General features: G+C 71.6%; 26 protein-coding genes and 2 pseudogenes. 19 read left to right on the top strand and 9 right to left on the bottom strand.

All coding sequences use genetic code 11. The features are described 5' to 3' along the window. Window positions 1-166: 166 nt before the first annotated feature. On the bottom strand, window positions 167-1,693 hold the full coding sequence (locus AB0F03_RS20550; RefSeq protein ID WP_361993749.1) for a chitinase: 1,527 nt from the start codon (window positions 1,691-1,693) through the stop codon (window positions 167-169). Between the two features lie 286 nt (window positions 1,694-1,979). Next, complete coding sequence (locus AB0F03_RS20545; protein WP_361993746.1) at window positions 1,980-2,435, bottom strand: DoxX family protein; 456 nt, start codon at window positions 2,433-2,435, stop codon at window positions 1,980-1,982. A 590-nt stretch (window positions 2,436-3,025) separates the two neighbouring features. On the opposite strand from AB0F03_RS20545, the gene AB0F03_RS20540 reads away from it, so the two are divergent. Further along, the gene (locus tag AB0F03_RS20540; RefSeq protein ID WP_361993743.1) at window positions 3,026-3,745 is read left to right on the top strand and encodes a lytic polysaccharide monooxygenase; all 720 of its coding nucleotides are present in this window, start codon (window positions 3,026-3,028) and stop codon (window positions 3,743-3,745) included. 220 nt (window positions 3,746-3,965) lie between these two features. Here the strand turns inward: AB0F03_RS20540 and sbnB are convergent, their stop codons facing one another. The 4 genes from sbnB to AB0F03_RS20520 form a co-directional block, all read right to left on the bottom strand. After that, window positions 3,966-4,979, bottom strand: a complete 1,014-nt coding sequence (sbnB, locus tag AB0F03_RS20535; protein WP_361993796.1) for a 2,3-diaminopropionate biosynthesis protein SbnB — start codon at window positions 4,977-4,979, stop codon at window positions 3,966-3,968. Beyond that, window positions 4,973-5,992, bottom strand: a complete 1,020-nt coding sequence (gene sbnA, locus AB0F03_RS20530) for a 2,3-diaminopropionate biosynthesis protein SbnA (protein ID WP_361993740.1) — start codon at window positions 5,990-5,992, stop codon at window positions 4,973-4,975. The genes sbnB and sbnA overlap by 7 nt, the downstream gene beginning before the upstream one ends. 66 nt (window positions 5,993-6,058) lie before the next feature. Then, window positions 6,059-7,234 carry an MFS transporter gene (locus tag AB0F03_RS20525; protein ID WP_361993737.1) on the bottom strand — a complete coding sequence of 392 codons (1,176 nt, stop codon included), beginning with the start codon at window positions 7,232-7,234 and terminating at the stop codon, window positions 6,059-6,061. A 32-nt stretch (window positions 7,235-7,266) separates the two neighbouring features. Further along, the gene (locus AB0F03_RS20520; protein WP_355934218.1) at window positions 7,267-7,485 is read right to left on the bottom strand and encodes an MbtH family protein; all 219 of its coding nucleotides are present in this window, start codon (window positions 7,483-7,485) and stop codon (window positions 7,267-7,269) included. Window positions 7,486-7,974: 489 nt separating this feature from the next. On the opposite strand from AB0F03_RS20520, the gene AB0F03_RS20515 reads away from it, so the two are divergent. From AB0F03_RS20515 to AB0F03_RS20450, 14 genes are all read left to right on the top strand, one after another. After that, the gene (locus AB0F03_RS20515; protein WP_361993734.1) at window positions 7,975-8,751 is read left to right on the top strand and encodes a hypothetical protein; all 777 of its coding nucleotides are present in this window, start codon (window positions 7,975-7,977) and stop codon (window positions 8,749-8,751) included. A gap of 75 nt (window positions 8,752-8,826) precedes the next feature. Beyond that, the gene (locus tag AB0F03_RS20510) at window positions 8,827-9,342 is read left to right on the top strand and encodes a hypothetical protein (protein ID WP_361993732.1); all 516 of its coding nucleotides are present in this window, start codon (window positions 8,827-8,829) and stop codon (window positions 9,340-9,342) included. 124 nt (window positions 9,343-9,466) lie between these two features. Then, entirely contained in the window at window positions 9,467-10,693 is a 1,227-nt protein-coding gene (locus AB0F03_RS20505) for a sensor histidine kinase (protein WP_361993730.1), read from the top strand. Continuing rightward, entirely contained in the window at window positions 10,690-11,385 is a 696-nt protein-coding gene (locus AB0F03_RS20500; protein WP_361993727.1) for a response regulator transcription factor, read from the top strand. Before AB0F03_RS20505 ends, AB0F03_RS20500 begins: the two co-directional genes overlap by 4 nt. A 130-nt stretch (window positions 11,386-11,515) precedes the next feature. Then, a complete protein-coding gene (locus AB0F03_RS20495) occupies window positions 11,516-11,914 on the top strand; it encodes a zf-HC2 domain-containing protein (protein WP_361993724.1) in 399 nt (132 codons plus the stop codon). 389 nt (window positions 11,915-12,303) lie between these two features. Next, a complete protein-coding gene (locus tag AB0F03_RS20490; protein WP_361993722.1) occupies window positions 12,304-12,780 on the top strand; it encodes a molybdopterin-dependent oxidoreductase in 477 nt (158 codons plus the stop codon). 180 nt (window positions 12,781-12,960) lie between these two features. After that, window positions 12,961-13,719, top strand: a complete 759-nt coding sequence (locus AB0F03_RS20485) for a GntR family transcriptional regulator (RefSeq protein WP_361993719.1) — start codon at window positions 12,961-12,963, stop codon at window positions 13,717-13,719. 143 nt (window positions 13,720-13,862) lie between these two features. Further along, on the top strand, window positions 13,863-14,987 hold the full coding sequence (locus AB0F03_RS20480; protein WP_361993716.1) for a TIGR03364 family FAD-dependent oxidoreductase: 1,125 nt from the start codon (window positions 13,863-13,865) through the stop codon (window positions 14,985-14,987). After that, the gene (locus AB0F03_RS20475; protein ID WP_361993714.1) at window positions 14,981-15,700 is read left to right on the top strand and encodes a phosphonatase-like hydrolase; all 720 of its coding nucleotides are present in this window, start codon (window positions 14,981-14,983) and stop codon (window positions 15,698-15,700) included. The genes AB0F03_RS20480 and AB0F03_RS20475 overlap by 7 nt, the downstream gene beginning before the upstream one ends. Further along, window positions 15,697-16,812 (top strand): ABC transporter ATP-binding protein, encoded by a 1,116-nt coding sequence (locus tag AB0F03_RS20470; protein WP_361993711.1) that lies wholly within the window; start codon window positions 15,697-15,699, stop codon window positions 16,810-16,812. The genes AB0F03_RS20475 and AB0F03_RS20470 overlap by 4 nt, the downstream gene beginning before the upstream one ends. After that, window positions 16,805-17,677, top strand: coding sequence for a 2-aminoethylphosphonate ABC transporter permease subunit (locus AB0F03_RS20465; RefSeq protein WP_361993708.1), 873 nt, complete (start codon window positions 16,805-16,807; stop codon window positions 17,675-17,677). The genes AB0F03_RS20470 and AB0F03_RS20465 overlap by 8 nt, the downstream gene beginning before the upstream one ends. Further along, entirely contained in the window at window positions 17,664-18,461 is a 798-nt protein-coding gene (locus AB0F03_RS20460; RefSeq protein ID WP_361993705.1) for an ABC transporter permease subunit, read from the top strand. Before AB0F03_RS20465 ends, AB0F03_RS20460 begins: the two co-directional genes overlap by 14 nt. Window positions 18,462-18,519: 58 nt before the next feature. Further along, a complete protein-coding gene (locus AB0F03_RS20455) occupies window positions 18,520-19,608 on the top strand; it encodes a 2-aminoethylphosphonate ABC transporter substrate-binding protein (RefSeq protein ID WP_361993702.1) in 1,089 nt (362 codons plus the stop codon). A gap of 127 nt (window positions 19,609-19,735) precedes the next feature. Beyond that, window positions 19,736-20,062 (top strand): alkaline phosphatase family protein, encoded by a 327-nt coding sequence (locus AB0F03_RS20450; protein ID WP_361993700.1) that lies wholly within the window; start codon window positions 19,736-19,738, stop codon window positions 20,060-20,062. A gap of 161 nt (window positions 20,063-20,223) precedes the next feature. On the opposite strand, the pseudogene AB0F03_RS20445 reads toward AB0F03_RS20450, so the two are convergent. From AB0F03_RS20445 to AB0F03_RS20435, 3 genes and pseudogenes are all read right to left on the bottom strand, one after another. Continuing rightward, window positions 20,224-20,337: pseudogene (locus AB0F03_RS20445) on the bottom strand (IS5/IS1182 family transposase); the annotation flags it as partial. Beyond that, window positions 20,334-21,183: pseudogene (locus AB0F03_RS20440) on the bottom strand (methyltransferase domain-containing protein). The pseudogenes AB0F03_RS20440 and AB0F03_RS20445, both read right to left, overlap by 4 nt. Window positions 21,184-21,756: 573 nt before the next feature. Then, the gene (locus AB0F03_RS20435) at window positions 21,757-22,350 is read right to left on the bottom strand and encodes a helix-turn-helix domain-containing protein (RefSeq protein WP_361993697.1); all 594 of its coding nucleotides are present in this window, start codon (window positions 22,348-22,350) and stop codon (window positions 21,757-21,759) included. Window positions 22,351-22,437: 87 nt separating this feature from the next. Here AB0F03_RS20435 and AB0F03_RS20430 point away from each other — a divergent pair, with 87 nt between their 5' ends. The 4 genes from AB0F03_RS20430 to AB0F03_RS20415 all read left to right on the top strand — a co-directional run bounded on the left by AB0F03_RS20430 (window position 22,438) and on the right by AB0F03_RS20415 (window position 25,567). After that, window positions 22,438-22,863 carry a nuclear transport factor 2 family protein gene (locus AB0F03_RS20430; RefSeq protein WP_361993694.1) on the top strand — a complete coding sequence of 142 codons (426 nt, stop codon included), beginning with the start codon at window positions 22,438-22,440 and terminating at the stop codon, window positions 22,861-22,863. After that, window positions 22,860-23,708, top strand: a complete 849-nt coding sequence (locus AB0F03_RS20425; RefSeq protein WP_361993692.1) for an NAD(P)H-binding protein — start codon at window positions 22,860-22,862, stop codon at window positions 23,706-23,708. The genes AB0F03_RS20430 and AB0F03_RS20425 overlap by 4 nt, the downstream gene beginning before the upstream one ends. A gap of 219 nt (window positions 23,709-23,927) precedes the next feature. After that, a complete protein-coding gene (locus tag AB0F03_RS20420; protein WP_361993689.1) occupies window positions 23,928-24,836 on the top strand; it encodes an ABC transporter ATP-binding protein in 909 nt (302 codons plus the stop codon). Then, window positions 24,833-25,567: an ABC transporter permease gene (locus AB0F03_RS20415; protein WP_361993687.1), complete on the top strand. Its 735-nt coding sequence runs from the start codon at window positions 24,833-24,835 to the stop codon at window positions 25,565-25,567. Before AB0F03_RS20420 ends, AB0F03_RS20415 begins: the two co-directional genes overlap by 4 nt. The last annotated feature ends 9 nt before the right edge of the window (window positions 25,568-25,576 follow it).

The raw sequence follows: 25,576 nt of genomic DNA, 5'->3' as shown, positions 1-25,576 counted from the left end.
CGGCGGGCCGCCGGCCCGGTGGCCGCGGTTGGTGCCGCGGACCCGGCGGCGCGGCTGCTGCTCCTCGCACACCCGTCGGCGGGCTTCCGCTCAGCCCGCCGACGCGGTCACGAACGCCGGCTTCTGGAGCTGCCCGGCCGCGCCGTCCGGGCGGTGACGAGGTGGTTCAGCAGGCGCCGAGGTCCTGCCAGACGCCCCACTCGCCGGTGGTGCCGGGCTCCTCACCCGTCGTCCACCACTTGGCCTTCCAGTTGTGGCCCTTGTACGAGACCTGCTGGCCGCCGGTGTAGACGGTGGCCTTGGCCCACGGGGCGGCCGTGCACTGGCTGCCGGAGCCGCCGGTGATGGTCAGGGAGTAGGTCGCCGAGTGGCTTCCCGTGGCGCCCGCACCGGTCACGGTGACCGTGTAGGTGCCCGAGGCCGCGGCCGAGGTGGTGGCCAGGGTGAGCGTGGAGGAGCCGCCCGCGGTGACCGAGGTCGGGTTGAAGGAGGCGGTGACGCCCGCCGGGGCCCCGCTGACGCTGAGCTTCACGCTCTGGGCGTCGCCCTTCGTCACGGCCGTCTTCACCGTGGCCGTCGTGGACTGGCCGGCCGTCACGGTCCCGGAGGCCGGGCTGAGCGCGACGGAGAAGTCGTTGGACGGAGTGGTGGCGCCACCACCGGTGAAAGGCGCGAAGACGTGGGTGAAGTCCCACGTGTTCTGCTCGATGCCCGAGCAGTTGTCCGCGGCGGCACCGCCCGCGCAGCTGCCGTTGTCCCGCTGTAGCGCCCAGAAGGACAGGGTGTTGATGCCCTTGGCGACCGCCCAGTCGTACACGGTCCGGGCGTTGGCCAGGGTGAAGGTCTCCGCCTTGCCGAAGTCGTCGACGCCTGGCATCTCGGTGACACCGACCATGTTCCACAGCTGGGCCGGGCTCTTGCCCGGGTACAGCTGGGCGAGCAGGTCGTACAGGCCCTGGGCGGCGGTCTGGGTGTCCTTCGCCATGTCGTGGGGCTGGTTGTCGTAGTAGTCGAACGTCATGAGGTTCACGACGTCGACCCGGGCACCGTTGCTCACCGCGTTGCGCAGCAGTGCCTCGCCGCTGTCCGCGAGGCCGTGGGTGGTGGTCGGCAGGGTGTAGGAGATCTCCACCTTGCGCCCGTTGGCCGCCGCCCAGTCCTGGACCACCTTGATGGCCTTGTTGCGGCGGTCGATCGCGGCGGTGTTGTCGAGCGAGTCGACCTCGATGTCCATGTCGAGCCGCGAGAGGTCGTAGGTGGTGATGACCTTCTCGTACGCGGCGGCGATCTGCTGGACGTCGGTGCAGCTGTCGGCGATCTCGGTGCCGGTGGTGTCGGCCGTGTAGCCCCCGAACGAGGGGATGACGTCGCCGCCGTTGCCCTGGATCGTCTTGATGTCGGCGCCGAAGGTAGAGGCGGCGACCGGCATGCTCGTGTCGCCGTTCCAGTACGGCGTGCAGGAGCCCTTGGAGGCGGTCTGCAAGAACGCCATCGTCAGGTGCTTAGCGCCCGACTGGGCGGACAGGGCGGCGGGGCTTTCACCGGTCCAGGCCTCGAAGTAGGGGGCGAAGACGTGGTTCGGCAGTGGTGTCGCGGCCTGGGCGGTGCCGGTTCCCGTGAGGGCGAGGCCCATCGCGGCCGCCATGGTGGCGGCTGCGGTGAGGGCCGCGCGGAAGGGAAGCACGAGTCTCATGTCAGTCCCGGTGTGTGGTGGGGAGGGTGGCCAAGGTCCGTGTGCGGGGCGGGTGTTGCCGACTACTGGAATAACGCCCGTCAGACGGGTGGGTCAATGGTCTGGACCAAGAAGGGACTAGACCAATTTGCGGAGCCTGCGCGCCCATTGCCTGTCCAGAGCGCCCGGCGGTGGACTGGACCACTCACGAATGTTCGACGGCTCGTCAGCGGGCGCCCCACGCCTTCGGCCGCGGGACTCGCGGACGGTGGGCGCGGGAGTCGGCGACCGGGGGCGTGGAGGCGGCTCACGCGGACGTCGGCGTGTTCCGGGACCATGCCCCGGTCGGCCCCCCGGCGCCGGCCCGCCGCCGGGCGGGAAGCAGGGACGCCAGCGCCCAACGCCCCGGGCCGAGAGCGGCGATGAGGAGGAAGCACCAGCAGAACATCGCCGCCGGTTCTCCGCCGTTCTCGATGGGGAGGACCCCGTGGGCCTGGTGCACGTCGAAGTAGGCGTACGCCATCGACCCCGAGCACAGCACGGCCGCGACGCGGGTTGCGAGACCACTCAGAACCAGCGCGCCGCCGACCAGTTGGATGGCTGCGGCCCACCAGCCGGGCCATGCTGCGAAGTGCGGCTCCGCGCCGTGCGGACCGCCCAGGACGCCGAACAGGGCCGCTGCTCCGTGACAGGCGAACAGCAGCCCCACGACGATCCGGAACAGTCCGAGCACGTGCTCCTTGCTTCTTTCCAGCGCTTCCATGGGAGGTGCTCCTCTCTCGCGCAGCGACCTCGGGGGCGCTGCGCCGCGGTGGGGGCTGTGCGAGCTGGATCGCGTTTGCGGGCGTACCGGGCCTGACGGCGTCGGTGTGTGGTGCTCGGGGCGGCGCTCCGGTGGATGACGCAGGTGCGTCGGACGCTGCCGCGCCGCGGGGTGGCGAGGGTTCGGATGTCGCCGGGGGCACGCAGGTGCAGTCGAACTGTGAACCATCCGAGTCAGAGTCGTCTAGACCAATACGGAGAAAAGTTCGGGGGCTCGGCGTGGCGCGCCAAGTGCGGCCTCCGGATCGGCAGTCGCCTTGCCGGGCCTCTTGACCGCGCCCGGTCCGAGGCTATGGTCTAGACCTAGTGGGCGTCAGGTCCAGACCTGCGTCGGCCCCCGCCCCCGGCCCATGGCGTCGTTCGCGCGCCCCTGCGGCGCGGTGTGGCCCGCGCCGCGCGTCAACCTGCCCGCGTGCCTCGCCGGTCCCGGCGGAGCGCGTGGCCGGTGCGGACCGCGCGTCCCGCGCACGATCGGCGAGGCCGGACTTCACAAGCGACGGTTTTGACACACACCGAAGGAAGTGGCACGGCATGAACACGAAAAGACGAGTGGCTCTCACGATCGGCGCACTGGTCGCTCCGGTGCTCGCTGTCGGCCTCCCGGCGAGCACGGCCAGCGCCCACGGCTGGGTGACGTTGCCGGCGAGCCGGCAGCAGCAGTGTGCCGAGGGTGTCGTCGACTGCGGTCAGATCAAGTACGAGCCGCAGAGCGTCGAGGGGCCGAAGGGTCTCCAGAGCTGTAGTGGCGGGCACGCGGAGTACGCCGAGCTGGACAATGACAGCAAGGGCTGGAAGGTCACGCCGGTCGGCACGACGGCGACGTTCACGTGGCACAACACGGCCCGGCACTCCACCGCCAACTGGCAGTACTTCATCGGTGGTCAGAAGATCGCCGAGTTCGCCGGCGGCAACCAGCAGCCGGCCGCGGACGTCAGCCAGCAGGTGAACTTCGGCAACTTCACGGGCCGTCAGAAGGTGCTCGCCGTCTGGAACGTCGCGGACACGGCCAACGCCTTCTACTCCTGCGTCGACGTCAACATCGGCGGCGACAGCGGCGGCGGGACCGGCGGCGGGACCGGCGGTGGTGGGACCACCTGCGCCGCTTCGGCCTGGGACCCCGCACGCGTCTACAACGGCGGCGACACCGTCACGTACGGCGGCCACACCTGGCGCGCCAAGTGGTGGGTGACGGGTGACAAGCCCGGCACCACCGGCCAATGGGGTGTGTGGGAAGACCTGGGAGCCTGCTAGGCCCGGATCCCGGCCCGTCGGCGCGCGCTACCTCACGGGGCGCCGACGGGCACGGATGGCGGCGGCTTCCGCCGCCCCGGCACCGGCCGCCCCGCTGGGACCACCCGAGCGAAACAGCACCCGCGGAGCGGCGGACCTCACGCCGCTCCACTCGGCGCCCCCTCCCCGGGACGGCGGCGATCGGCGCCGGGCCGATGCCCGACTGCCGCCGGTCAGCCGGTCACCCGGACACCGCGTCGGCAGGGACGGGCAGGAAGTCCGGTACCCGGGTGCCCAGCCCGAGGGATTCGGCGCGGCGACGGACGAGGTCGGCGAGGGCGAGGTCGAGGGTGCCCAGGCCGAACGGGGAGAACACGGTGACGCGGTCCTCGGGACGCCGGAAGGGTTTCCCGGTGTTCAGGACGGAACCGAGGGAAGTGGCGATGAAGTCCCGGTTGCCGCAGAGTTGTTCGGCCAGGTGCAGGGAGGTCGACTCGCGGCACACGTGGTCCGCGTCGTCGACCACGTTGACGACGGTCAGGATGCTCCCCGGGGTCAGATCGCGCAGGGACACGTGCAGGACCAGGGTGCCGGGCCGGCAGGCGTCGGTGGTCAGGTGCGGCGCGGCGGCGGTGGTCGCCAGGCAGACCAGCCGGTGGGTGGCGAGCGCCTCCTCGGTGCTCTCGGCGACCTCGGTCTTCAGCCCGGGCCAGCGGGCCTGGCAGCGAGCGGCGAAGGCCTCCGCCCGGGAGCGGTCGAGGTCGAACACGGTGACCGCGGCGAGGTCGGGCAGGACGGCCCGGAGGTAGGCGAGGATCTCGAAGCCGATGACGCCGCAGCCGATCAGGGAGGCGCCGGTCTCGGGGACGGACGAGCCCAGCGTCACCGCCGCGAGGGCGGCGCTCGCCGCGGTACGCCGCGCCGAGATCACCGAGCCCTCCAGCAGGGCCTCCGGCTGCCCGGTGGCCATGGAGTTGAGGATCACCGCGGCAGAGGCGCGTTCCAGTCCGCACGCGGTGTTGCCGGGGAAGGAGGCGATCCACTTGATGCCCGCCACCGGCTCGTCCTCGCCGAGGTAGGCGGGCAGGCCGATGATCCGGTTGCGCGGGTCGTCGGGGAAGCGGAGGAAGACCGAGTGCGGCAGGACCGTCCGGCCCCGTTCGTGCAGCAGGTAGGCGCGGCGTACCGCTGCGACGACCTCCGTCTCGGCGCCGTCGAGGACCTGGTGGACCTCACCGGATCCCAGGATCAGCATGGTGCCACCTGCATCGCCCACTTCTTCTCCTTCCACAGGTGGGACACGTCGCCGAAGTGGCGGGCGACCCATTCGTCGTCGTAGATCGTGTCGAGGTACCGCTCCCCGCGGTCGGGCAGGACGACCGCGCAGCGCGCGCCCGCCGGAATGCGGTCGGCCAGCCGGTCGACCGCCGCCACCAGGGCTCCGGAGGAGCCGCCCGCGAGGACGGCCTCCCGGGCGGCGAGCCGCCGGCAGCCGACCACGCAGTCGAGGTCCGTCACGTGGACGACCTCGTCGGCGAGCCCGTCGCGGTAGAGCGCCGGCCGTACGGCCGCGCCGTGACCCGGGATCAGCCGGGACGCCGGGACGTCGCCGAAGATGGCGCTCCCCCTGGCGTCCACCGCGACCACGGTCACCGGCAGCCCCCGGTCGCGGACGTACTCCGCGCAGCCGCGCAGCGTGCCGCACGAACTCGTCGCGCAGAACACGTAGTCGATCCCGCCCGGCGCCGCCTCCAGGATCTCGCGCATCGTCTGCCGGTGCGCCCGGGGATTCAGCGGGTTGGCGTACTGGTTGGGCCAGTAGGCGCCGGGGATGCGGGCGATCAGTTGGCTGATGCGGCGGATCCGGACGGGCAGGTACTCACCGGTCTCCGGGTCGCACTCGCTCACCACCTCGACCTCCGCGCCGAGGGCCCGCATGACGGCGATGTTCTGTCGGTTGGTGCGGGGGTCCACCACGCAGATGAACCGGAGCCCGTAGTAGGCGCAGATCTGGGCGAGCCCGATGCCGAGGTTGCCGGAACTCGATTCGACGACCACCGAGCGGCCGGGCACGAGGGTGCCGTCCCGGATCAGCTCGCGGAGCATCTCCAGGGCCGAGCGGTCCTTCATGCTGCCGCCGGGGTTGAAGGCCTCCAGCTTGGCGTACGTGGTGAAGTGCCGCCCCGGAGCGAGCTTGGCGAGTTCGACCAGCGGGGTGCCGCCGATCGTGCCGAGAACGCCGGCCGGCCCGTCGTCAGGTGTCGGCATGGTGGCCTCGCCCGGTCGGGTCGGGGCTCGGCCCGAGCATGGTGCGGAACACGCTGGTTCCTCCTGTCAGCACTGGATCGAGGGTGTGTGCGCCGGCCGCCGCCCGGCCGGGTGCGGTGGGAGTGGGAGCCGCGGCCGGGCCGGGGCCCGACGGGTCACCGAGCCGGCGGGCCGGGCGTGGCGCGTACGGTGCGGGCGGCCGGGGCGGCGCCGGCGATGAGCACCATCCAGCCCGCCGGCGCCGGCGTGGCGGTCCGCGCACCGGCCGAGTCGAGCAGCAGGCCGCCGATCAGCGAGCCGATCAGCGGTGCCCCGATCACCAGGGCGCCCAGCGGTCCGGAGGGTGAACCACGGCGCCGCCAGCGAGCCGAGGACGCTCCCGGCCCCCGCGAAGCCGACCATCAGGCCCACCCCCACCCAGGACGCGCCGACAACGGCGGCCAGCACGATGGCGACGAGGAAGAGCGCCCGGAACATCAGGTTGCTGCCGGTCACCAGCAGGGTGGTGGTGCGCGGGAAGGGGTGTCGCCACAGCCGCCCCGGGCCCTCGCGGACCTGCCCGCCGATGCTGCCGGTGCGGGCCGCGCGCTCGGCCTCGAACTCCCCGCGGATGAACAGCAGTCCGGTCAGCGGGACCGGACAGGTCAGTGCGTCGGCCAGGAACAGGACGGCCCGGCCGAGACCGAAGAGCACACCGCCGAGCGGTGTCCCGAGCATCACGGCGGCCCGCCCCCGCGTCCCGTTGCGGAACACAGTCGGCGAGAGCTGGCCCGGCGGCACGACGTTCGGGACGGCCGCGTGCGCTGCGAGCCCGTGGAACACCGTCAGCGCACCCTCGGTGAAACTCACGGCCAGCACCAGCGGCAGGCCCAGGACGCCGAGGGCGGCGGCGACCGCGATGGTCGCCGTACCGAGCGCGCGCAGCGCGTCGCACCAGATCATCAGCCGCCGGAGTGGCCAGCGGTCCACCGGGGCGCCGGCCGGCAGGGGGAGGAGCAGTGCGGGCAGCAGCGCCACGAATCCGGCCGGTCCGGCGGCGAACGGCGAACCGGTGAGGGCCAGGACCAGCAGCGGGTGGGTGATGGTGGTCGCCGTCGAACCGAGCAGGGAGACCGCCGAGCCGCCCCACAGCAGCAGGAAGTCGCGGTTGCGGTGCAGCGGGACCACCGGACCGGCGGTGGCCGCGTCCGGTGGCTCCGGCGGTTGCGTGTCCGCCGGCGCGCTCGTGTCGGGGCTCGTCATCTGTCACACTCCTCGTCCGGCCCGGCCGGACGCTAGCCGCGCGCCGCCCGCTCCATCTGCCGGCGCAGACTGAGCGGTCGCATGTCGGTCCAGACGGTGCCGATGTGGGCGAGGCATTCGGCCCGGGTTCCCTCGGTGCCCTCGGCGTGCCAGCCGAGGGGCAGCTCGCGGTCGGCGAGCCAGACCGAGTACTGCTCCTCGTCGTTGAGGACGACGCGGTACGTACGCTCGTCGATGTCTTCCTCGGCCACGGCGGGCCCTCCCTCGGGTGTGAACTGCCGCGTCACGAACGTCACGTGACCGGGGCCGGCGTCAAGGAGCCTGCCGCAGCCGCCCGGTCCGGTTGCAGAGAAGGAGGCGCAGTCACCGCGACGTCAACGCTGCCGACGTGACTGCCGGTTGTTCTCTCGGAGCGGCGACGGCCCGGCGGCGACGCTGAGGCGCATGACTGCGAACGCCTCGGTCCGGATCACGCCGGCCGACCGCGCCCGGGAGCGCGACGCAAGCTCCACCCTCCCCTGATGATGCCGGCAGAGTCCCCGGTACGCCCCTGTCCGAGCCCCTGTCGCCCGCCCGCCCGCCCGCCCGGCCGGCCAGGCCGCGACGCCGGTGGAGGGAGGCCTTCCGGCACCCGTGACGGTTGTGCCGCGTGAGAGATCACGCCGCGCACCCGGCAGTTCGCGGTAGCTTCCTGCCATACGAAGCGAACTTCCTGCCGATGAAACGAAGGAGACGAGTACGTGGAACCTCGTCCGGCATCGTCCCTGCTCACGCCCGTCCTGCGTGTGCTCACGGGTCTACTGGGCGCGGGGTCCTTCGGAACGGGGGTGCTCGCGGTGTTCGTGACCCAGAACGGGACGGGCACGGGAGTGCTGCTCGCCTTCGGCGGCGTCCTGCTCGTTCTCGCTCTCCTCGGTAACCGCATCGAGAGCTTCGAACTCGGTGGAGCCAGCCTCAGGCTCCGCGCGGCCGCAGGGGAGAGATTCGCGCTGGCGGAGGAGTCCGAGCGTCAGGGGGATCCCGCCACGGCCGGCCAACTACGCGCCGAGGCACGGGCCCTGCTGGACGCCGCGGGGCCCATCGCCGCCAACTACAGGTCGGTTCGCCGCTCGATGCGCCCGGGCCCGGACCGCACCCGCGCCATGCAAGATATTGTTTCCCGGGCTCGCCGTCTCTCGGAGGAGCAGCCGTTCGAGCCGGCCGAGGTTCTGCGGTGGCTGCGAGAGGGGAGCGACGAGGAACGCGTCACCGCCCTGGCCATGATGCAGGCCAGCCGTGAGTTGCGGAACTTCGATGCCGCACTCGCGACCATCGAGCACTCGCGCAGCGCATTCGAGCAATACCTCGCCATGCTGCTCACCAGACTCATGATCGACGATCTTGACGCGGCGCAGTTGAGGCGTCTCGCCGACATCATCAAGTCTCAGCGAGGGCTTCGATTCCGCCGTGACACCGACCGGTGGCGGCTCAGTGAGGAGATCCTCCAGCGGGTGGATGGACGCTCAGGCACCCGCTGACCGCGCCGCTCCTGACCCATCCGTCCAAGCCGTGACCGGGTGGGTCAGGGGCGCGCCTGCGGGTACCCGCAGGACATGATCAGGCGTGCACTGTGGCAGGGATTGGTCGCCGGTACGGCCGGGGGAGTCGTCATGACCTTCGGAGAGAAACTCGAACAAGCCGTCACCGGCCGACCCGACTCCTACGTGCCGGCCCGCGTTCTCCAGCGCCTGACCGGCCTGCCGGAACATGACGGGGCACAGCCACTGCCGGTCAACTGGGCCATGCATTTCGGCCAGGCCGCCCTGCTCGGCGTCCTGCGCTCGATCATGGCTCAGGCGGGACTGCGGGGGCCGCTCGCCTCCGCCAAGTTCGCCGTCGTCCGCCTCACCAACGACCAGATCCTCGAGAACGCGACCGGTGTGGGCGCTCCGCCGTCCACCTGGCCGAGGAAAGAGCTCGTGCTGGACGTCCTGCACAAGACCGTCTACGCCTTCGCCACGGGCGCTGTCGCCGATAGGCTCGCAGCCCGCAGCGGCCTTGGTCCCGGGCAGCGTCACGCCGCGCTCCGCCCGGGTCGCCACCCCGACGTCGGCCCCCTTCCCCGGTGAGCCGACGGTAATGCCCGGCCGGGCATGCCGAGCACGGCCAAGCCGTGCCCCTCCGCCCCCGGCTGAGCGGTGAACCGGTGAGGACGGACCGGCGGCGTTCGGGCATCGGCCCTACCGTGGTGGCATGGCAGTGATCACCGGTTGGCGAAGGGGAGCAGGAACCCCGGGCGGCACGCTGGACGTACTGGGGCCGGCCGTGCTGTTCGTGCTGTCGGTCGTGGCCGCATCCGTCATCCCGCACGAGCACCGGATCGCGTTCCAGTGGCCTGCCGTCGCGCTGGCGGCAGTCGGCTGCTTCGCGTTGCTGTGGCGGCGTCGCCACCCGTTCGGCGTACTGGTCACCGCCCTCGCCTGCGGAATGGTCTTCCAGATGTTCGGGGTCCGGGAGAGCCCGCTGGTGACGAGCCCGGTCATCGTGTCCGTCTACACCGTGGCCGCCCGGACGGACCGGCGGACCACCTGGGTCGTGGCGTCCGCCTCGGCTCTCTCGCTGGTCGGGGCGGCCATGGCGTTCGGGCCGGGATCGTGGCTGGCTCCGGACAACGCGGCGATGCTGGCCTGGACGGCTCTGCCCGCCGCCGTGGGGGACGGAGTGCGGTCACGCCGGGCTTACGTGGCGGCCGTGGAGGAACGGGCGGCGCACGCGGAGCGGACCCGTGAGCAGGAGGCGCGGCAGCGGGTGGCGGCCGAGCGGGTGCGGATCGCGCGCGAACTGCACGACGTCGTCGCGCACCACATCGCCTTGATCAACGCGCAGGCCGGTGTGGCCGTCCATCTGGTGGAGCGGCGGCCGGAGCAACTGGTCACCGCTTTGGAGGGCATCCGGGACACCAGCCGGTCCGCGCTGGAGGAACTCCGGGTGACCGTGGGCCTCTTGCGGCAGTCCGACGATCCGAAGGCGCCGCGGGATCCGATGCCGGGGCTGGCGCAGGTACCGGCGCTTCTGGCGTCCTTCGAGCGGGTCGGCCTGTCCGTCAGGCACAAGCGGCACGGGCCGGCCGAGCCGCTGGCGCCGGCGGTGGACCTGGCCGCGTACCGCATCGTGCAGGAGGCCCTGACGAATGTGCGCAAGCACGCCGGGGCCGATCACGCCCGTCTCTACCTGCACTACCGGCCTCAATGGCTGACGATCACCGTCGAGGACGACGGGCACGCCGGATCGCACGAGCCTCACCCCGGGACCGGCCACGGGCTGATCGGGATGCGCGAGCGTGCGGCCAGCGTCGGGGGAAAACTGGAGGCGGCCGGGCGCCCCGACGGGGGTTTCACCGTGACCGCCGAACTGCCGCTGCGGCCGACCGCGGCAACGGCGGTACCGATCGGGCAGAGTGCCGAGGAGAGATGGGCATGACGATCCGCGTACTGCTCGCCGATGACCAGGCGCTGTTGCGGGGCACCTTCAGGATGCTGTTCGACTCCGCCGACGACATGGAGATCGTGGGCGAGGCGTCCAACGGCCGCGAGGCAGTGGAGCTGGCGCGCTCGCGGCAACCGGACGTGATCCTCATGGACATCCGCATGCCCGAGATGGACGGCCTCGTCGCCACGCGGCTGATCGGCGAGGCGGAGGATCTGGCCTCGGTGAAGGTCCTCATCCTGACCACCTTCGAGGACGACGAGTACGTGGCGGAGGCACTGCGGGCGGGCGCGAGCGGCTTTCTCGGCAAGGGGGCCCGCCCCGAGGAGCTGCTTGATGCCGTCCGCGTGGTCGCCGCCGGGGACGCCCTGCTGTCCCCCTCGGCGACCCAGGGGCTGATCAGGCGATTTCTGGCGCAGCCGGCGCCGTGCACCACAGCCGTGCACGAGCGGCTGGCATGCTTGACGCGGCGGGAACGCGACGTCGTCGGGCTTGTCGCGCTGGGACTGTCGAACGACGAGATTGCCGAGCGTCTGTTCGTGAGCCCGCTGACGGCCAAGACCCATATCAACCGGGCCATGACGAAACTGGCCGCCCGCGACCGAGCCCAGCTGGTGGTGATCGCCTACCAATGCGGTCTGGTCAGCGCGGCGACGACGGCGGCTCCTCCCTCAGTGCCTGGTTGAGCGCCCGGCGCGGCTGCCGAATGCCCTGTCCGGGCGGTAGGACGACCCGCCGCGTACCGCAGCCGCAGTACCCGGGAATCGCCGCACAGGGACGACGCGCGAGGGCCCTCGCCTGGGCGATGGTGAAGGCATGAACGCAACTCTGATAGCCGTCGGACCCAGCCCAGCGTCGGAAGAGCCCACCGTGGTCACCGCCCTCGAGGGCTGCCGCACGATCAGCAACCTGCTGGCCGGACACGCGCTCGACATTCTGGAGTCGCACGAGGCGACCGCGGTCCGTGCCCACCTGGCGACCTGTTCCGACTGCCGGGACGAGCATCACTGCCTTGCGGCCGTGGCCGCCCACCTTTCCTCGCTCCGCAAGGCCCTGGCGTACGGCGCCGGCCGGCAGCGGTCCTCGTACCTGCCCGGCCCCGCCGGGCCTCGCTCGGCACGGCACTCACGCCGTCGGAGCAGTGCCGCCCGAGGCCCCCTGGACACCTCCCTCACACTGTCCCAGTGGGTGAGCAGGCTTGCCTGCGTCAGGTGAGCGGCTGGTCAGGACTGATCAGCCCCGGCGGGCACAACGCCCCGCGGCTCCCCTCGCTGCCCGGCCCCCGCGAGCGCTGCGCGTGCGCGGGGGCCGGAAACACTCGCACTCGACCTGGTTGCCGGGCACAGGCCGAGGGGGCGGCCCCGGGGTGATGCGGTGATCCAGCCCTTCGCGTACGGTGGCCGGTTTCCCCGGACCGAAAGGGAGTTCACCGGAGGTAGGGATCGTGGGCTCCGAGCAGGTGTGCACGCGCGGATGACGCTGCCGCAGATGCCAGGAAAAACCGTTCGGCGCTTCGCATGAGCCGGATTATCCATATGTTGGCCTGGCATGTGCGTTTGTACGGGACGGACCTCCGGGTACGGTCACCCGGGAGGTGGTACCCCGTGACTCAGTCCCTCGCAGCCGCCGGAACGGCCGCCGGTCAGCTGGCGGAATTCGTTCTCGCCGGTGATCTGGCCCGTCCGGCCCGTCTGACGGTGCCCGACCTTCTCGCCTGGCCTCAGCACCAGGCGCAGGTCGCCTTCGAGTGCGCCACCAGCGGCACGCAGCACCACCGCTTCACCGGACCGCTCCTCCACGACGTCCTCACGGACGCGGGCCCCGCCTTCGACCCCGTCCGCCGCAAGGACCGCCTGCGTTTCCTTATCGCCGTCCGCGGGGCGGACGGCCACCACGCCCTGCTGACCTGGGCGGAGATCGACCCGGACTTCGGCCGTGCTCCCGTCCTGCTCGCCGTCACCCTCGACGGCTCCCCGCTCGACCGCGCCGGTGCCCAGTTGGTTCTGCCCCAGGACCGCTGCGGGGCCCGGCACATCAGCGGGATCAACGCGATCCGTGTGGACGGCGGATACACCGCGTGAACCCGACGGCGACGAGAGGAACCTGGTGCGGCACGAGCCCGTGACGGACGTCCGGGTCGTGGAGCCCCCGCCGCACGAGGGCCGCGTGGTAGCGGACGCGCGACGCAGTCGGCGACCTGCTGGACAAGAACCCGGCACCTGGCAACCGCGGCCGGATCGCCGTCTGCGACGATCGTTCCCGTGGATTACCCGAACGACCAGGACCCCGGCGCTCCCGTCCGCTTCGGTATTCCGGAGCACGGCCGCATCCCGAAGTACTACGCGGTGAAGGCGCACATCGCACGGCTCGTCGAGGAACTGGGTGAAGGCGGGCTCCTGCCGACCGAGCGGGACCTCTCGGAGACCTACGGGGTCGCCCGGGAGACCGTGCGGCAGGCACTTCGCGAGCTGCTGCTCGAAGGGAAGCTGCGCCGGCAGGGACGCGGCACGGTGGTCGCCGGTCCGAAGCTGGAGCAGCCGCTCTCCCTGGCGAGCTACACGGAGGGCGTGCGGCGGCAGGGCCGCACCCCCGGCCGTTCACTCATCTCCCTCGACCGGTTCCCGTGTCCGCAAGCGCTCGCCGCCGAGGTGGGGCTCCAGTGCGGTGAACCGGTCTGGCACATGGAGCGGGTGCTTCTCGCGGACGACGAGCGGGTCGGCCTGGAGAGTACCTATGTGGCGGTGGGCCGGGTCCCGGATCTCGACCGTGACTTCGACCCCGACTCCTCGTTCTACGCGTACCTCCGCGACCGGCTCGGCATCGCGTTCGGTGACGCGGACGAGCGGATCGAGACGGTGCTGGCCACCCCGCGCGAAGCGCTGCTGATCGGGACACCGCCCGCCCTGCCGATGCTGCTGATCCACCGGGTTTCGCGGGACACCGGGGCGAGGCCGCTGGAGCGGGTGCGGACGCTGTACCGGGGGGACCGGTTCTCGTTCACCACGCACCTCGGCGATTGATTCCAGCCAGCTGAAGGCGAGCCCCGGCTCGCCTTCATTTATTACGGAAAGATAACGTGTCTAGCCCAAATGTGATGGGCAGTTCATCATCTGGTTGCTGTCCGGACCCTTCCGATTCCCGCGTCCCAAGGAGTGTGGCCGTCGTGAGAGTGATAATTGTCGGAGCCGGCGTGGTGGGCACCCTGCACGCCTGGCATGCCGTGGAGCGCGGCCACGAGGTCGTACAGATCGAACGTGAGGCGGAGGCGCGCGGGGCCTCGTTGCGCAACTTCGGACAGATCTGGGTCAGTGGCCGCGCCGGGGGAGAGGAGCTCGACACCGCCCTGCGCGCCAGGGATCTGTGGGAGGGGATCGGCGCCCGCGTCCCGGATCTGGGCTTCCGGGCCTGCGGCTCGCTGACCCTGATGCGCGACGCCCGTGAGATCGCCGTGGCCGAGGCCGCCCTGGCCCGCGACGACGCGGCGGCCCGCGGCTACAAGCTGCTCACCGCCGGTGAGGCGCGCGCCCTGAACCCCGCCCTGCGCGGGACCTTCGAGGCAGCCCTGTACTGCGAGCGCGACGCGGCCGTCGAGCCGCGCACGGCCCAGGTGGCCCTGCGCGCCGAGCTCCTGAAGTCCGCGCAGTACACGTTCCTGCCGGGTCGCGAGGTCCGCGAGGTGATCGGCGAGAACGCCGTCCGCGACGACCACGGCGACGTCCACACCGGTGACCACGTGGTGCTGTGCACGGGCGCCTGGCTCGGCGGCCTCGTCCGAGAACTGGCCGGGCCGGAACTGCCTGTGCGGCGCGTCCGGTTGCAGATGATGCAGACCGGCCCGCTGGGCGAGCCGCTCACCACCTCCGTCGCCGACGCGGACAGCTTCCGCTACTACCCGGCCTACCGGAGCGAGGCGCTCGACACGCTCAACGCCGGTCGGCCGCAGGCGCCGATCGCGGCCGAGCACCGGATGCAGCTGCTCATGGTGCAGCGCGCGGACGGCGGCCTGACCATCGGCGACACCCACGAGTACGAGCACCCCTTCGGCTTCGACACCCTCGAAGACCCCTACGACCACCTCACCGAGGTCGTCGAATCCTTCCTCGGCCGCCCGCTGCCGAAGATGCGGCGCCGCTGGGCCGGGGTGTACGCGCAGTGCACCGACCCGAGCCGGGTCGTGCACCGCCAGCGCGTACGGGACGGGGTGTGGCTCGTCACCGGGCCCGGCGGGCGCGGCATGACCTGTTCACCCGCGATCGCGGAGACGACCGCCGACGAGCTGGGATGGTGACCGAGTTGAACGACATACGACTTGTGGTACTCGACATGGCCGGCACCACCGTCGCCGACGGCGGCCTCGTGGAACAGGCCTTCGGCATGGCCGCCGGTGAGCTGGGCGTGGAGCCCGGTTCCGCGGACCACGCGGCCAAACTCGACTACGTCCGCGCCACGATGGGCGAGTCCAAGATCTCCGTCTTCCGGCACCTGTTCGGCCAGGAGTCCCTCGCGCAACGGGCCAACGCCGCCTTCGAGAAGGCCTACGGGGAACTCGTCGACGGCGGTCGCATCGCGCCGATCACCGGGGCCCGCGAGATGATCGAGGAACTCCGGGCAGGCGGCCGGACCGTCGTCCTGACCACCGGGTTCGCCCGGGTCACCCAGGACGCCATCCTCGCCGCCCTCGGCTGGCAGGACCTGGTGCCGCTCACGCTGTGCCCGGCGGACGCCGGTGGCCGTGGCCGCCCCTACCCCGACATGGTGCTCGAGGCATTCCTGCGGACCAAGGCCGCCGACGGCGTCCAGCAGATCGCCGTACTCGGCGACACTACGTACGACATGCTCAGCGGGGTCCGCGCCGGGGCCGGTGTCGTCGCCGGGGTGCTCACCGGGGCCCACGAGGAGGAGGCGCTGCGCGCCGCCGGGGCCGGGCACGTCCTCGGTTCGGTGGCCGAACTGCCGGCGCTGCTGGGCAAGTCGGCGGACCCCCGTGGAGCCGGACGATGAGCAGCGGGATCCGCTTCGACCGGGTGTCCGTCGCCTACGGCGGCACCAAGGTCCTCGACTCCCTCGACCTGAGCGTCGGGCCCGGCGAGGTGATGGCCCTGCTCGGGCCGTCCGGATCGGGCAAGACCACCGCACTGCGGGCCGTCGCGGGATTCGTACGGCCCGCCGCCGGGCGGGTGTTCATCGGCGACCGCGACGTGACCGGCCTGCCGCCGCACCGGCGCGGGATCGGCATGGTCGTCCAGCAGTACGCCCTCTTCCCGCACCTGCGCGTCGAGGCCAACGTCGCCTTCGGGCTCAAGGCGCAGAAGGCCCCCAGGGGTGAGATCCGTGGTCGGGTGGCCCAGGCGCTGGAGATGACCGGGATGGCGGCGTACGCGCGGCGCTATCCGCGTGAGCTGTCCGGCGGGCAGCAGCAGCGCGTCGCCATCGCGCGGGCGCTCGCCATCCGGCCCGGCGTCCTGCTGCTCGACGAACCGCTCTCCGCGCTCGACGCCCGGCTGCGCTCCGGGATGCTCGCGGAACTCGCCCGTCTTCACCGGGAGTTGCCCGACGTGTCGATCCTCTACGTCACCCACGACCAGGTCGAGGCACTGACCCTCGCCGACCGGATCGCCGTCATGGACAAGGCGCGGCTACAGGACGTCGGCACACCCCAGGAGCTGTACCGGGCGCCGCGCACCGCCTTCACCGCGTCCTTCGTGGGCAACGCGAACCTGCTGCCCGTGACGGTTAGGGCGGACGGCGTCGACTTCGCCGGAACCGCGCTGAAGGTGCCGACCGTCGACTCCGCCCGGGGTGCGACCGCCACGCTGTGTGTACGCCCGCACCTCGTCGGACTCGGCGCGGGGCCCAACGCTCTCACCGGGACCGTCACCGAGGTGCAGTGGCGGGGGGCCACCCATCGGGTCCACGTCGAAGTCGGGGGGCACCGGGTCAAGGCGGACCTGCGGGAACTGCGGCAGCCGCCCGCCCTCGGGGACGAGGTCACCGTGCACTTCGCCCCCGAGGACGCGGTCCTGCTCCACGCGGGCGTCAGCGACGAACGGGCGGCGCCGGCCACCGCCGGGGAGAGGGCACGAGTGGCCGAAGGGGTGACCCGGGATGGCTAGCGCCGTGGTCGCCGCTCCGGCGAAGGCGGCCCCCCGGTCCAGGACGGGAACACCGCCCTGGCTCTGGGCCCTGCCTCCCGTCGCCGTACTCGGGCTCGTGTTCCCCTGTCCGCTCGCCCTGGTCGTCCGGCAGTCCTTCCGGCCGGACACCGGGGGCGCCTCGGCGCAGGCCTACGAGGACGTGTTCGCATCCGCCGCGTTCCGGGAGGCGCTCGGCACCACGGTATGGCTGGCGCTGGGATCCACGGCCGGGTGCCTGATGCTGGGTTTCGTCCTCGCCCTGGTCATCGCCTTCGTGCCGTTCCCCGGCGGGAAGGCCGTCGCGAAGTTCATCGACGTCTTCCTGTCCTTCCCGTCCTTCCTGATCACGCTCGCGCTGTTGTTCATCTACGGCACCGCCGGCATGGCCAACGGGCTGTGGACGGGCGCCACCGGGGCGGCTGAAGGGCCCTTCCAGTTCCTCACCACGCCCTGGGGGGTCCTGCTCGCCGAGATCACGTACTTCACCCCGTTCGTGATGCGGCCCCTGCTCGCCGCCTTCTCGGGCATCGACACCGGTCAGCTGGAAGTGGCGTCCTCGCTCGGCGCACGGCCCGCGCGGATCGTGCGGCAGGTCATCCTGCCCGAGGCGCTGCCCGCGCTCGCCGCCGGCGGCAGCCTGGTCCTGGTCCTGTGCCTGAACGAGTTCGGCATCGTGCTGTTCACCGGGGCGAAGGGGGTCACGACCCTGCCGATGCTCGTGTACAGCAAGGCGATCCTGGAGTCGGACTATCCCGGAGCGTGTGTCGTCGCCGTCGTCAACGTCCTGATCTCCGTGGGGCTCTACGGCCTCTACCGGGTGGTGAGCCGCCGTGCTGGTGCATAGCCGCAAGGGAAAGTGGGCCACCTGGGCCGTCTTCTTCGTCCTCTTCCTGCCCCTGTTCGCCCTGCCCCTGCTCGTCGTCCTGGCCGCGTCGCTCGCCACGAACTGGTCGAGCGCGTTCCCCGCCGGCTTCACCACCGGGCACTACACCGCCGCCACTCGCGGCGCATCCCTCCAGGCCCTCACCACCAGCTTGGTCACCGCCCTCACCGCGAGCGTGCTCGCGCTGGTCATGGGCACCTGGGCGGCGCTCGCCGGGCACGCTCTGAACCGGCGCGGCAAGCGCCTGCTGGACGCGCTGTTCATGCTGCCGGTCGCGGTGCCCTCCGTCGTCGTCGGACTCGCGATCCTGGTCGCGTTCTCCCAGCCGCCGGTGCTGCTCAACGGCACCCGGTGGATCGTCATCCTCGCGCACACCGTCCTGGTCACGGCGTTCGCCCACCAGTCGGTGTCGGCCGCCGTCGGGCGTCTGGACCCGGTGTACGAACAGGCCGCCGCCTCCCTCGGCGCCCGGCCCTCCTACGTGCTGTGGCGCGTACGGCTGCCGCTGCTGCTGCCCTCGCTCACAGCCGCCGCGGGGCTCTGCTTCGCCCTCTCCATGGGCGAGCTGAGCGCCACGATGATGCTCTACCCGCCGGACTGGACCCCGCTCCCCGTCCAGATCTACGCGGCCACCGACCGCGGCGCCCTGTTCACCGGATCCGCGCTCGCCGTCGTCCTCATGACGGCGACGGTGCTCGTCCTGTCCGCCCTGTCCCGGATCCGCACCAGGGCCTCCTACCGCTGATCCGTCGCGCGCTGCACACGCCTCAACCGCCCCGCCCGAGCAAGGAGTTCATCTCGCCATGCCCAGAAACACCCGCCCGCTCCGCCTCGCCCCGATCACCGCCATGACCGGCAGCCTCGCCCTCACCGGCTCCCTCACCGCCTGCGACGGCGGCTCCGCCGCCTCCGACACCAAGGCCGTGACCGTGTACAGCGCGGACGGGCTCAAGGGCGAGAACGGCGACGGCTGGTACGACCAGGTTTTCAAGGACTTCGAGAAGCGGACCGGCATCAAGGTCAAGTATGTCGAGGGGGGTTCGGGCGAGATGGTCCAGCGGGCCGTACGCGAGAGGACCAACCCGCAGGCCGACGTCCTCGTCACCCTCCCGCCGTTCATCCAGCAGGCCGACGGCAAGGGACTGCTCCAGAAGTACGCCCCCGAGGGCTCCGGGCAGGTCGACGCCGCTGACAAGGCCGCCGACACCACCTGGACCTCCGTCGTCAAGAACTACTTCGGCTTCGTCTACGACAAGAAGGAGCTGAAGCAGGCGCCCACCACCTGGAACGAACTGCTCGGCGGCACGTACAAGAACAGAATCCAGTACTCCACCCCGGGTGTCGCAGGTGACGGAACCGCCGTGCTCATCAAGGCGATCCACGACTTCGGCGGCAAGGACGCGGCGCTCGCCTATCTGAAGAAGCTCCAGTCCAACAACGTCGGCCCGTCCGCCTCCACCGGCAAGCTCGCCCCCAAGGTCGACAAGGGGGAACTGCTCGTCGCCAACGGCGACGTCCAGATGAACTACGCGCAGTCCAAGGCCATGCCCAACCTCGGCATCTGGTTTCCGCGGGCCACCGGCCAGGCGGCCGACGCCGCCGAGAAGCCGACCACTTTCGCGCTCCCGTACGCCGCCGGCCTCGTCGTCAACGCCCCGCACTCCGAGAACGGAAAGAAGCTCCTCGACTTCATGCTGTCCGCCGAGGCCCAGCAGGAGGTCGGCAAGACCGGTGGTTTCTCCGCGCGCACCGACGTCGAGTCCACCGACGCCGACGCCGTCGCGCTGACCCGGCTCATGCACGGCGTCGAGATCTTCCAGCCCGACTGGGCGGACATCGACAAGAACCTGACCTCGTACGTCGAGGACTGGAAGTCCGCCACCGGCAGCTGAATTCCGCTCACCCACGACGCCCCTGGAACCACCGGGGGCGTCACCATGCCCGCCCCGCACCACCCGGCCCTGTCCCACCGGCATCCGGCACCCCAGCCCCCTCCCGGAGGAATACGTGTCGTCACCCATGTCCCGTCGCTCCGTGCTCGCCTCCGCGGCCGGCCTCGCCCTCATCGCGGGCCCGCTCGCGTCCGCCGCCCGGGCCGCCGCCAAGACCCCCAAGGTCCTCGTCATCGGCCTCGACGGCACCCTGCTGAGCCGTATCAGGGACGCCGACACCCCCCACCTCGACGCCCTGATGGCCGGCGGCCCGACCGCACCCAGCAGCATCTGCGCCAACCCGTTCGCCCCCACGCTCTCCGGGCCCGGCTGGTCCACGATCATCACCGGGGTGTGGCCCGACAAGCACAACGTCAAGGACAACACCTTCACCGGCCACGATTTCGCCCAGTAGACCCTCAAGGTGCCGATCGGCGCCTCGACGGCCCGCGTCCGGTTCCGGTACACCGGCGGGAACAACTGGTACTGGGTGATCGACGGGGTGTCGCTCAAGTCGGCCTGACCAGGCATTCAGAGGCCGCTTCCCGGGGCCGCCACCGGAGCAGCGCTCGTGTTGCGACGGTGGTGGGCGAACGGGCGCCCTGCCTTCCCCGCATTGCGGGGAAGGCAGGGCGCCAGGCGTGCCCACTGCTCATCGGCCAGCGGGCGCATGCGCTCGCTGGTGGTCACCGGGGCCGGTAGGCGGTGGCCAGCACGGAGACGGTGACCTGAGCGGGCAGGAGGCCGTCGTCGTTCAGGTCCGCACGGTGCACGTGGCGTGCGCTCGGCGTCATCGCCACCAGGTCCAGGGTATCCAGCCCGGGCAGGGTCGCGCAGTACTCCACCTGTTCGGTGACGACGGGCTCGAAGAAGGGGTTCAGCGTCCGGTGCAGGCGCTGTTCCTTGGCCGGGTCGACCGTGACCATCGCAGGCAACCGGCCGCGCAGCTCGGCCAGATGCCGCCCGGTGGGACGGACCACGATCAGCCGGCCGGTCGGGCGCAGCACCCGGTGGAACTCGGCCGGGTTGCGCGGGGCGAACACGTCCAGCACGACATCGACCACCCCGTCGGCCAGCGGGAAGGGACGGAAGACGTCCCAGGCCACCGCGGCGGCCCGCTCGTGGGCCCGGGCTGCCGAGCGCAGCGCGCGCACCGATGTGTCCAGACCCAGACCACGGGCGCAGGGCAACTGGTCGAGTACGCCGGCCAGGTAGTAGCCCGTGCCACATCCCACGTCCACGACCGGCCTGCCCGGACACGGCATCGGCCGCCAGGCGGGCCCCGACTGTGCGGATGGGTGCGTAGGCGCCGGTGGACAGGAACCGGTCCCGGGCCCGGACCATGGCTGCGTCGTCGCCGCTGGTGGCGCGGGTGCCCGTCAGCAGGCCGGCGTAGCCGTGGCGGGCGATGTCGAAGCTGTGGCCCACCGGGCAGCGCAGTGCGCCGCGGTCGGGGTGCAGGTGGCGTGTGGGGCACGTGGGGCAGCGCAGCAGATCGAGGGACAGTTCGAGGGCAGGGGGAAGCGACATGGGCACGAGGCACTCCTGGCGAGGGGTGAAGGGAAGAGACCGTGCCTGCACCGCGCGCTCAGACCGTCACTGCCTCAGGAAGGGACGGGCAGCGCGGGGAACGTGGTGCACGCAGCAGGCACACCAAGGAGGGCGACGCCGTCCGGCATCGCCCTCAACGTCTTCCGATCCCAGGAAGCAGCAGTGCGGGGTGCTCATGAATGCCACGTCATGAGTCTACGAGCCTCGACGACGTCCCTCATGCCCGCTCCGGGACGCCGGCACCGCCCGGCTGCTGCCACGCCTGGTCCGGGACCGCGTCCGCCAGTGCCGTGTTCGTCGGCGAGCCGAGCGCGCTTCCCGGCTGACGGCCGAGCCGGCAGCAGGCGCTGAGTCGGGCGGTGCAGGTCTGCGGTCGAATGGAGTTCGACGCGGTGTGATGCGTGTAGTGCGGGGATGCTCCAGAGGCCGGCCCCGGCGCCCCCTCCCGCACTCCGTCGTGTGGGCCGAAGGCGAGAGGGGCATGGACCGGCGCCCCAGGTGACTCGCCGCGTACAGGGTGACCTTGTGGCGGTCGGGTGGAAGGTGAGCCGTCGGCAGTCATTCTCCGTGGGGGACCGGGGTCAGAAGTCTGGTGGCGAGGTGCCGCAGTTGGGCCCGCATGGCGTCCCGTGGCACGTTCTCCTGCCCGGCCAGGTGCTCGACGAGATCGGCTCGGGTGGCGGCGAGCAGGGCGTGGGCGGTGAAGTCGCTGTCGGCCACGCCGGGAATCTGGTCGAGAACCGCTCGGAGCAGGCCGTGCCACCGCTGGTAATGCTCTGCCCGGTACGGGCTGCCGCTGCCGCTCTCCTCCAGGGCCAGCGCGAGGCGGCGGTTGTCGAGTTTGAAACACAGGACCGCGTCGAGCAGCGCGGGCACGCGCCGCTCCGGCGGGGTGGTAGGGCCCAGGGGTGGCGGGCCGGTCTCGACGGCCTCTCGGACCGGTTCGAGCCGCGCCTCGTACAGGGCGCGCAGCAGCCCGGTGCGATCACCGAAGGCCCGGAAGAGCGTGCCCTTGCCTACGCCGGCGGCCGCCGCGATGTCGGCCATCGTGACGTCCTCGGGACTGTCGCAGCGGGCGAAGAGGGCGTCGGCGGCCGCGAGCACGGCCTCCCGGTTCCGGACGGCGTCCTTGCGGGACTTGCGCTCGGGCACGCGGTTCCTCCTGTTTGCAAAACGGACCCCGGGTCCGTATCGTCAAAGCGGACCCAGGGTCCGTATTTTACGAGATGGAGGATACCCATGTCCGTACCGACTTCTCCGTCGGATCTCTATCGCCACAGCCTGCGACTGCTGCTGGACAAGGACATCGCCGGCTGGATCGACCTGTGGGCCGAGGACGGCGTCATGGAGTTCCCCTTCGCTCCCGAGGGCCGGCCCGGACGGCTGGAGGGCAGGGAGGCCATCGCCGCCTACATGCGCCCCTACCCCGACCACATCGACCTGCACGACTTCCCCGACCTGCTGATCCACCGGACCACCGATCCGGAGACCATCGTGGTCGAGATGCGCGGCGTGGGCCGCCTGGTGGAGACCGACAAGCCCTTCGAGATGACCTACATCGCCGTCGTCGCCGTGCGGGACGGGCGCATCACCTCCTACCGCGACTACTGGAACCCCCTCGCCGTCCTGGAACCCGGCACCGACTTCACCGGGAGCAGCCGATGAGCACCACCGGCACCACTCTGGTCATCGGCGCCACCGGCACCACCGGCAGCCGTGTCACCGCGCTGCTGACGGAAGCCGGTCACCACGTCAAGGCCGCCAGCCGGCACGCCACCCCGGTCCCCGGCGCCGAACCGGTTCCCTTCGACTGGCACGGCCCCGACACCCACGCCGCAGCGCTCGACGGCGTCGACCGCGTCTACCTCGTACCGCCCCCGGGAGACCCCGATCCCGCGGCGATCATGCTGCCGTTCCTCCGGCAGGCCCGGACCGCCGGGGTGAGGCGCGCGGTACTCCTCAGCTCCTCGGCCGTCCCCGAGGGCGGTCCGGCCGTAGGAGCGGTGCACCGGGCCCTGCCCGCGCTGTTCGACGAATGGGCGGTACTGCGCCCGTCGTGGTTCATGCAGAACTTCACCGGCACCCACCCGCACGCCGTGAGCATCCGTGAAGAGGGCGTCATCCGGACCGCGACCGGGAGCGGCCGGGTCGGCTTCATCGACGCCGGGGACATCGCGGCCGTCGCCGCCCACGCCCTGACCGACGCCCACGCCCCCGACACCGACCTCGTGCTGACGGGACCGGATGCGCTCGGCTACGACGGCATCGCCGCGGTCATCACCGAGGTCACCGGGCGACCAGTGGTCCACCGTCGGCTGTCGTACGAGGAGATGCGTGATCGCCTCACGGCGCTGATGCCGCCGGAGTTCGCCACCATGCTGGCCGGCATGGACCGCGCCATCGCCGAGGGGGCGGAGGACCGCGTCACCGACACCGTCCAGCGCATCACCGGACGTCCCGCGCGGACCTTCCACGCCTTCCTGGAAGAGGAGATGGGCTGCGACAGCTGATGTCAAGATCTACCGGCCGGTACGACCCCTACTCGCAGTGGCCGCGCACATAGTAGGAGCGCACCATCTGGCTCCGGTGGTGGAGCGAGGGAGACCGGCACCGGCACCGCTACCGGCACCGCCCACCGGGGTCGTAGCCCGGCATCAACCGATCGGATGATGCCGCTTCCAGCGGGCCGGCCGATGTGCCGGAGCCCACCCGCCCGGGATGCTCAAGGCATGCCATCCGTCATCGAAGTCACCGATCTGCGCAAGTCGTACGGCGGCCGGGCCGTTGTCGACGGCGTCTCCTTCGCCGTCGAGGAGGGCGAGATCTTCGGGGTCCTCGGCCCGAACGGCGCCGGCAAGACCACCACCGTGGAGTGCGTCGAAGGGCTGCGCGTCCCCGACGGCGGCCGGGTCCGGGTCGCCGGTCTGGACCCCGTCGCCGACCACGAGAAGGTCGCGAAGGTGCTCGGCGCCCAGCTCCAGCAGAGCGGGCTCCAGCCCAAGCTGACCGTGCGGGAGGCGCTTGAGCTGTACGCCGCCCTCTACCCGAATCCGGCCGACTGGCGGCACCTCGCCGACCGCCTGGGCCTCACCGCGCAGCTCGGCACCCGGTTCGGCAAACTGTCCGGCGGGCAGCAGCAGCGCCTGTTCACCGCGCTGGCCCTGATCGGCAGCCCGCGTGTCGTGGTGCTGGACGAGCTGACCACCGGCCTCGACCCCCGCGCCCGCCGCGACACCTGGCAGCTCATCGAGGACATCCGCGCCAGCGGGGTCACCGTGCTGCTCGTCACCCACTTCATGGAGGAGGCGCAGCGGCTGTGCGACCGGATCGCGGTCATCGACAGGGGCCGGGTGGCCGCCCTGGACACCCCGGCCGGGCTCGTTCGCCGCTCGGCGGGCTCCACCGTCATCAGCTTCACCCCCTCCGTGCCGCTGGACGAACGTGACCTCGCCACGCTGCCGGCGCTCGCCTCTATCGAGCACAGGGACGGCCGGGTCACGCTCTCCGGCACCGACGAGACCGTGAACGCGGTCATCACCCTGCTCGCCCGCCACCGCGTCACCGCCCACCAGCTGCGCGTGCTCGAAGCGACACTGGACGACGCGTTCCTGGACCTGACCAAGGAGGCCTCGGCATGAACACGGCCGTGCTGCGTACCGAGTTCCGCCTGTTCCGCCGCGAACCCGCGGCAGTGTTCTGGATCTTCCTGTTCCCGACCCTGCTCCTGGTGATCCTCGGCTCGATCCCGTCGTTCCGGCACCCCGATCCGTCGATGGACGGACTGCGGCCCATCGACGCCTACGTGCCCATCGCCGTGCTGATCGCGCTCATCATGTCCGGCGTGCAGTCGCTGCCGCAGGCCCTCACCGGCTACCGGGAGCGGGGCATCCTGCGCCGGATGTCCGTCACCCCGGTACGGCCCTCCGTCCTGCTGTCGGCCCAGATGACCGTGCAGGGCGCGATCGCCCTGGCCTCCGCACTGCTCGCGCTCCTGGTCGGCCGTGTCGCCTTCGACGTGTCCCTGCCCGAGCAGCCGGCCGGCTATCTGCTCGCCCTCCTGCTCGCCTCGGCGGCGGCCCTCGCCCTCGGCAACGTCGTCTCGGCGCTGTCGCGGACCACGAAGATCGCGGGCGCCATCGGATCGGCGGTGTTCTTCCCGATGATGTTCTGCGCGGGGGTCTGGCTGCCGGTCCGGTCGATGCCGCACCCCCTGGCGCGGGTGGTGCAGCTGACCCCGTTCGGCGCGGCGGCCCGCGCCCTGGACCAGGCGGTCGCCGGCCAGTGGCCCGGCTGGACACATCTGGGTGTGCTCGCGCTGTGGGCGGTCCTGCTGACGGCCGGTGCGGCACGTTGGTTCCGCTGGGAATGAGCGGACCGC

The organism is Streptomyces sp. NPDC028722 (genome assembly GCF_040637655.1).
In the GTDB taxonomy this organism is placed as follows: domain Bacteria; phylum Actinomycetota; class Actinomycetes; order Streptomycetales; family Streptomycetaceae; genus Streptomyces.
Note: the sequence above shows the minus strand (reverse complement) of the source record. Positions and strands in the feature narration are given on the sequence as shown.

What these genes read in the sequence shown, in the direction of transcription:
- AB0F03_RS20550 (WP_361993749.1), bottom strand. Translation starts at nt 1,693, where the DNA reads ATGAGACTCGTGCTTCCCTTCCGCGCGGCCCTCACCGCAGCCGCCACC.
- AB0F03_RS20545 (WP_361993746.1), bottom strand. Translation starts at nt 2,435, where the DNA reads ATGGAAGCGCTGGAAAGAAGCAAGGAGCACGTGCTCGGACTGTTCCGG.
- AB0F03_RS20540 (WP_361993743.1), top strand. Translation starts at nt 3,026, where the DNA reads ATGAACACGAAAAGACGAGTGGCTCTCACGATCGGCGCACTGGTCGCT.
- sbnB (WP_361993796.1), bottom strand. Translation starts at nt 4,979, where the DNA reads ATGCTGATCCTGGGATCCGGTGAGGTCCACCAGGTCCTCGACGGCGCC.
- sbnA (WP_361993740.1), bottom strand. Translation starts at nt 5,992, where the DNA reads ATGCCGACACCTGACGACGGGCCGGCCGGCGTTCTCGGCACGATCGGC.
- AB0F03_RS20525 (WP_361993737.1), bottom strand. Translation starts at nt 7,234, where the DNA reads ATGACGAGCCCCGACACGAGCGCGCCGGCGGACACGCAACCGCCGGAG.
- AB0F03_RS20510 (WP_361993732.1), top strand. Translation starts at nt 8,827, where the DNA reads ATGATCAGGCGTGCACTGTGGCAGGGATTGGTCGCCGGTACGGCCGGG.
- AB0F03_RS20505 (WP_361993730.1), top strand. Translation starts at nt 9,467, where the DNA reads ATGGCAGTGATCACCGGTTGGCGAAGGGGAGCAGGAACCCCGGGCGGC.
- AB0F03_RS20500 (WP_361993727.1), top strand. Translation starts at nt 10,690, where the DNA reads ATGACGATCCGCGTACTGCTCGCCGATGACCAGGCGCTGTTGCGGGGC.
- AB0F03_RS20495 (WP_361993724.1), top strand. Translation starts at nt 11,516, where the DNA reads ATGAACGCAACTCTGATAGCCGTCGGACCCAGCCCAGCGTCGGAAGAG.
- AB0F03_RS20475 (WP_361993714.1), top strand. Translation starts at nt 14,981, where the DNA reads ATGGTGACCGAGTTGAACGACATACGACTTGTGGTACTCGACATGGCC.
- AB0F03_RS20470 (WP_361993711.1), top strand. Translation starts at nt 15,697, where the DNA reads ATGAGCAGCGGGATCCGCTTCGACCGGGTGTCCGTCGCCTACGGCGGC.
- AB0F03_RS20465 (WP_361993708.1), top strand. Translation starts at nt 16,805, where the DNA reads ATGGCTAGCGCCGTGGTCGCCGCTCCGGCGAAGGCGGCCCCCCGGTCC.
- AB0F03_RS20455 (WP_361993702.1), top strand. Translation starts at nt 18,520, where the DNA reads ATGCCCAGAAACACCCGCCCGCTCCGCCTCGCCCCGATCACCGCCATG.
- AB0F03_RS20450 (WP_361993700.1), top strand. Translation starts at nt 19,736, where the DNA reads ATGTCCCGTCGCTCCGTGCTCGCCTCCGCGGCCGGCCTCGCCCTCATC.
- AB0F03_RS20430 (WP_361993694.1), top strand. Translation starts at nt 22,438, where the DNA reads ATGTCCGTACCGACTTCTCCGTCGGATCTCTATCGCCACAGCCTGCGA.
- AB0F03_RS20425 (WP_361993692.1), top strand. Translation starts at nt 22,860, where the DNA reads ATGAGCACCACCGGCACCACTCTGGTCATCGGCGCCACCGGCACCACC.
- AB0F03_RS20420 (WP_361993689.1), top strand. Translation starts at nt 23,928, where the DNA reads ATGCCATCCGTCATCGAAGTCACCGATCTGCGCAAGTCGTACGGCGGC.
- AB0F03_RS20415 (WP_361993687.1), top strand. Translation starts at nt 24,833, where the DNA reads ATGAACACGGCCGTGCTGCGTACCGAGTTCCGCCTGTTCCGCCGCGAA.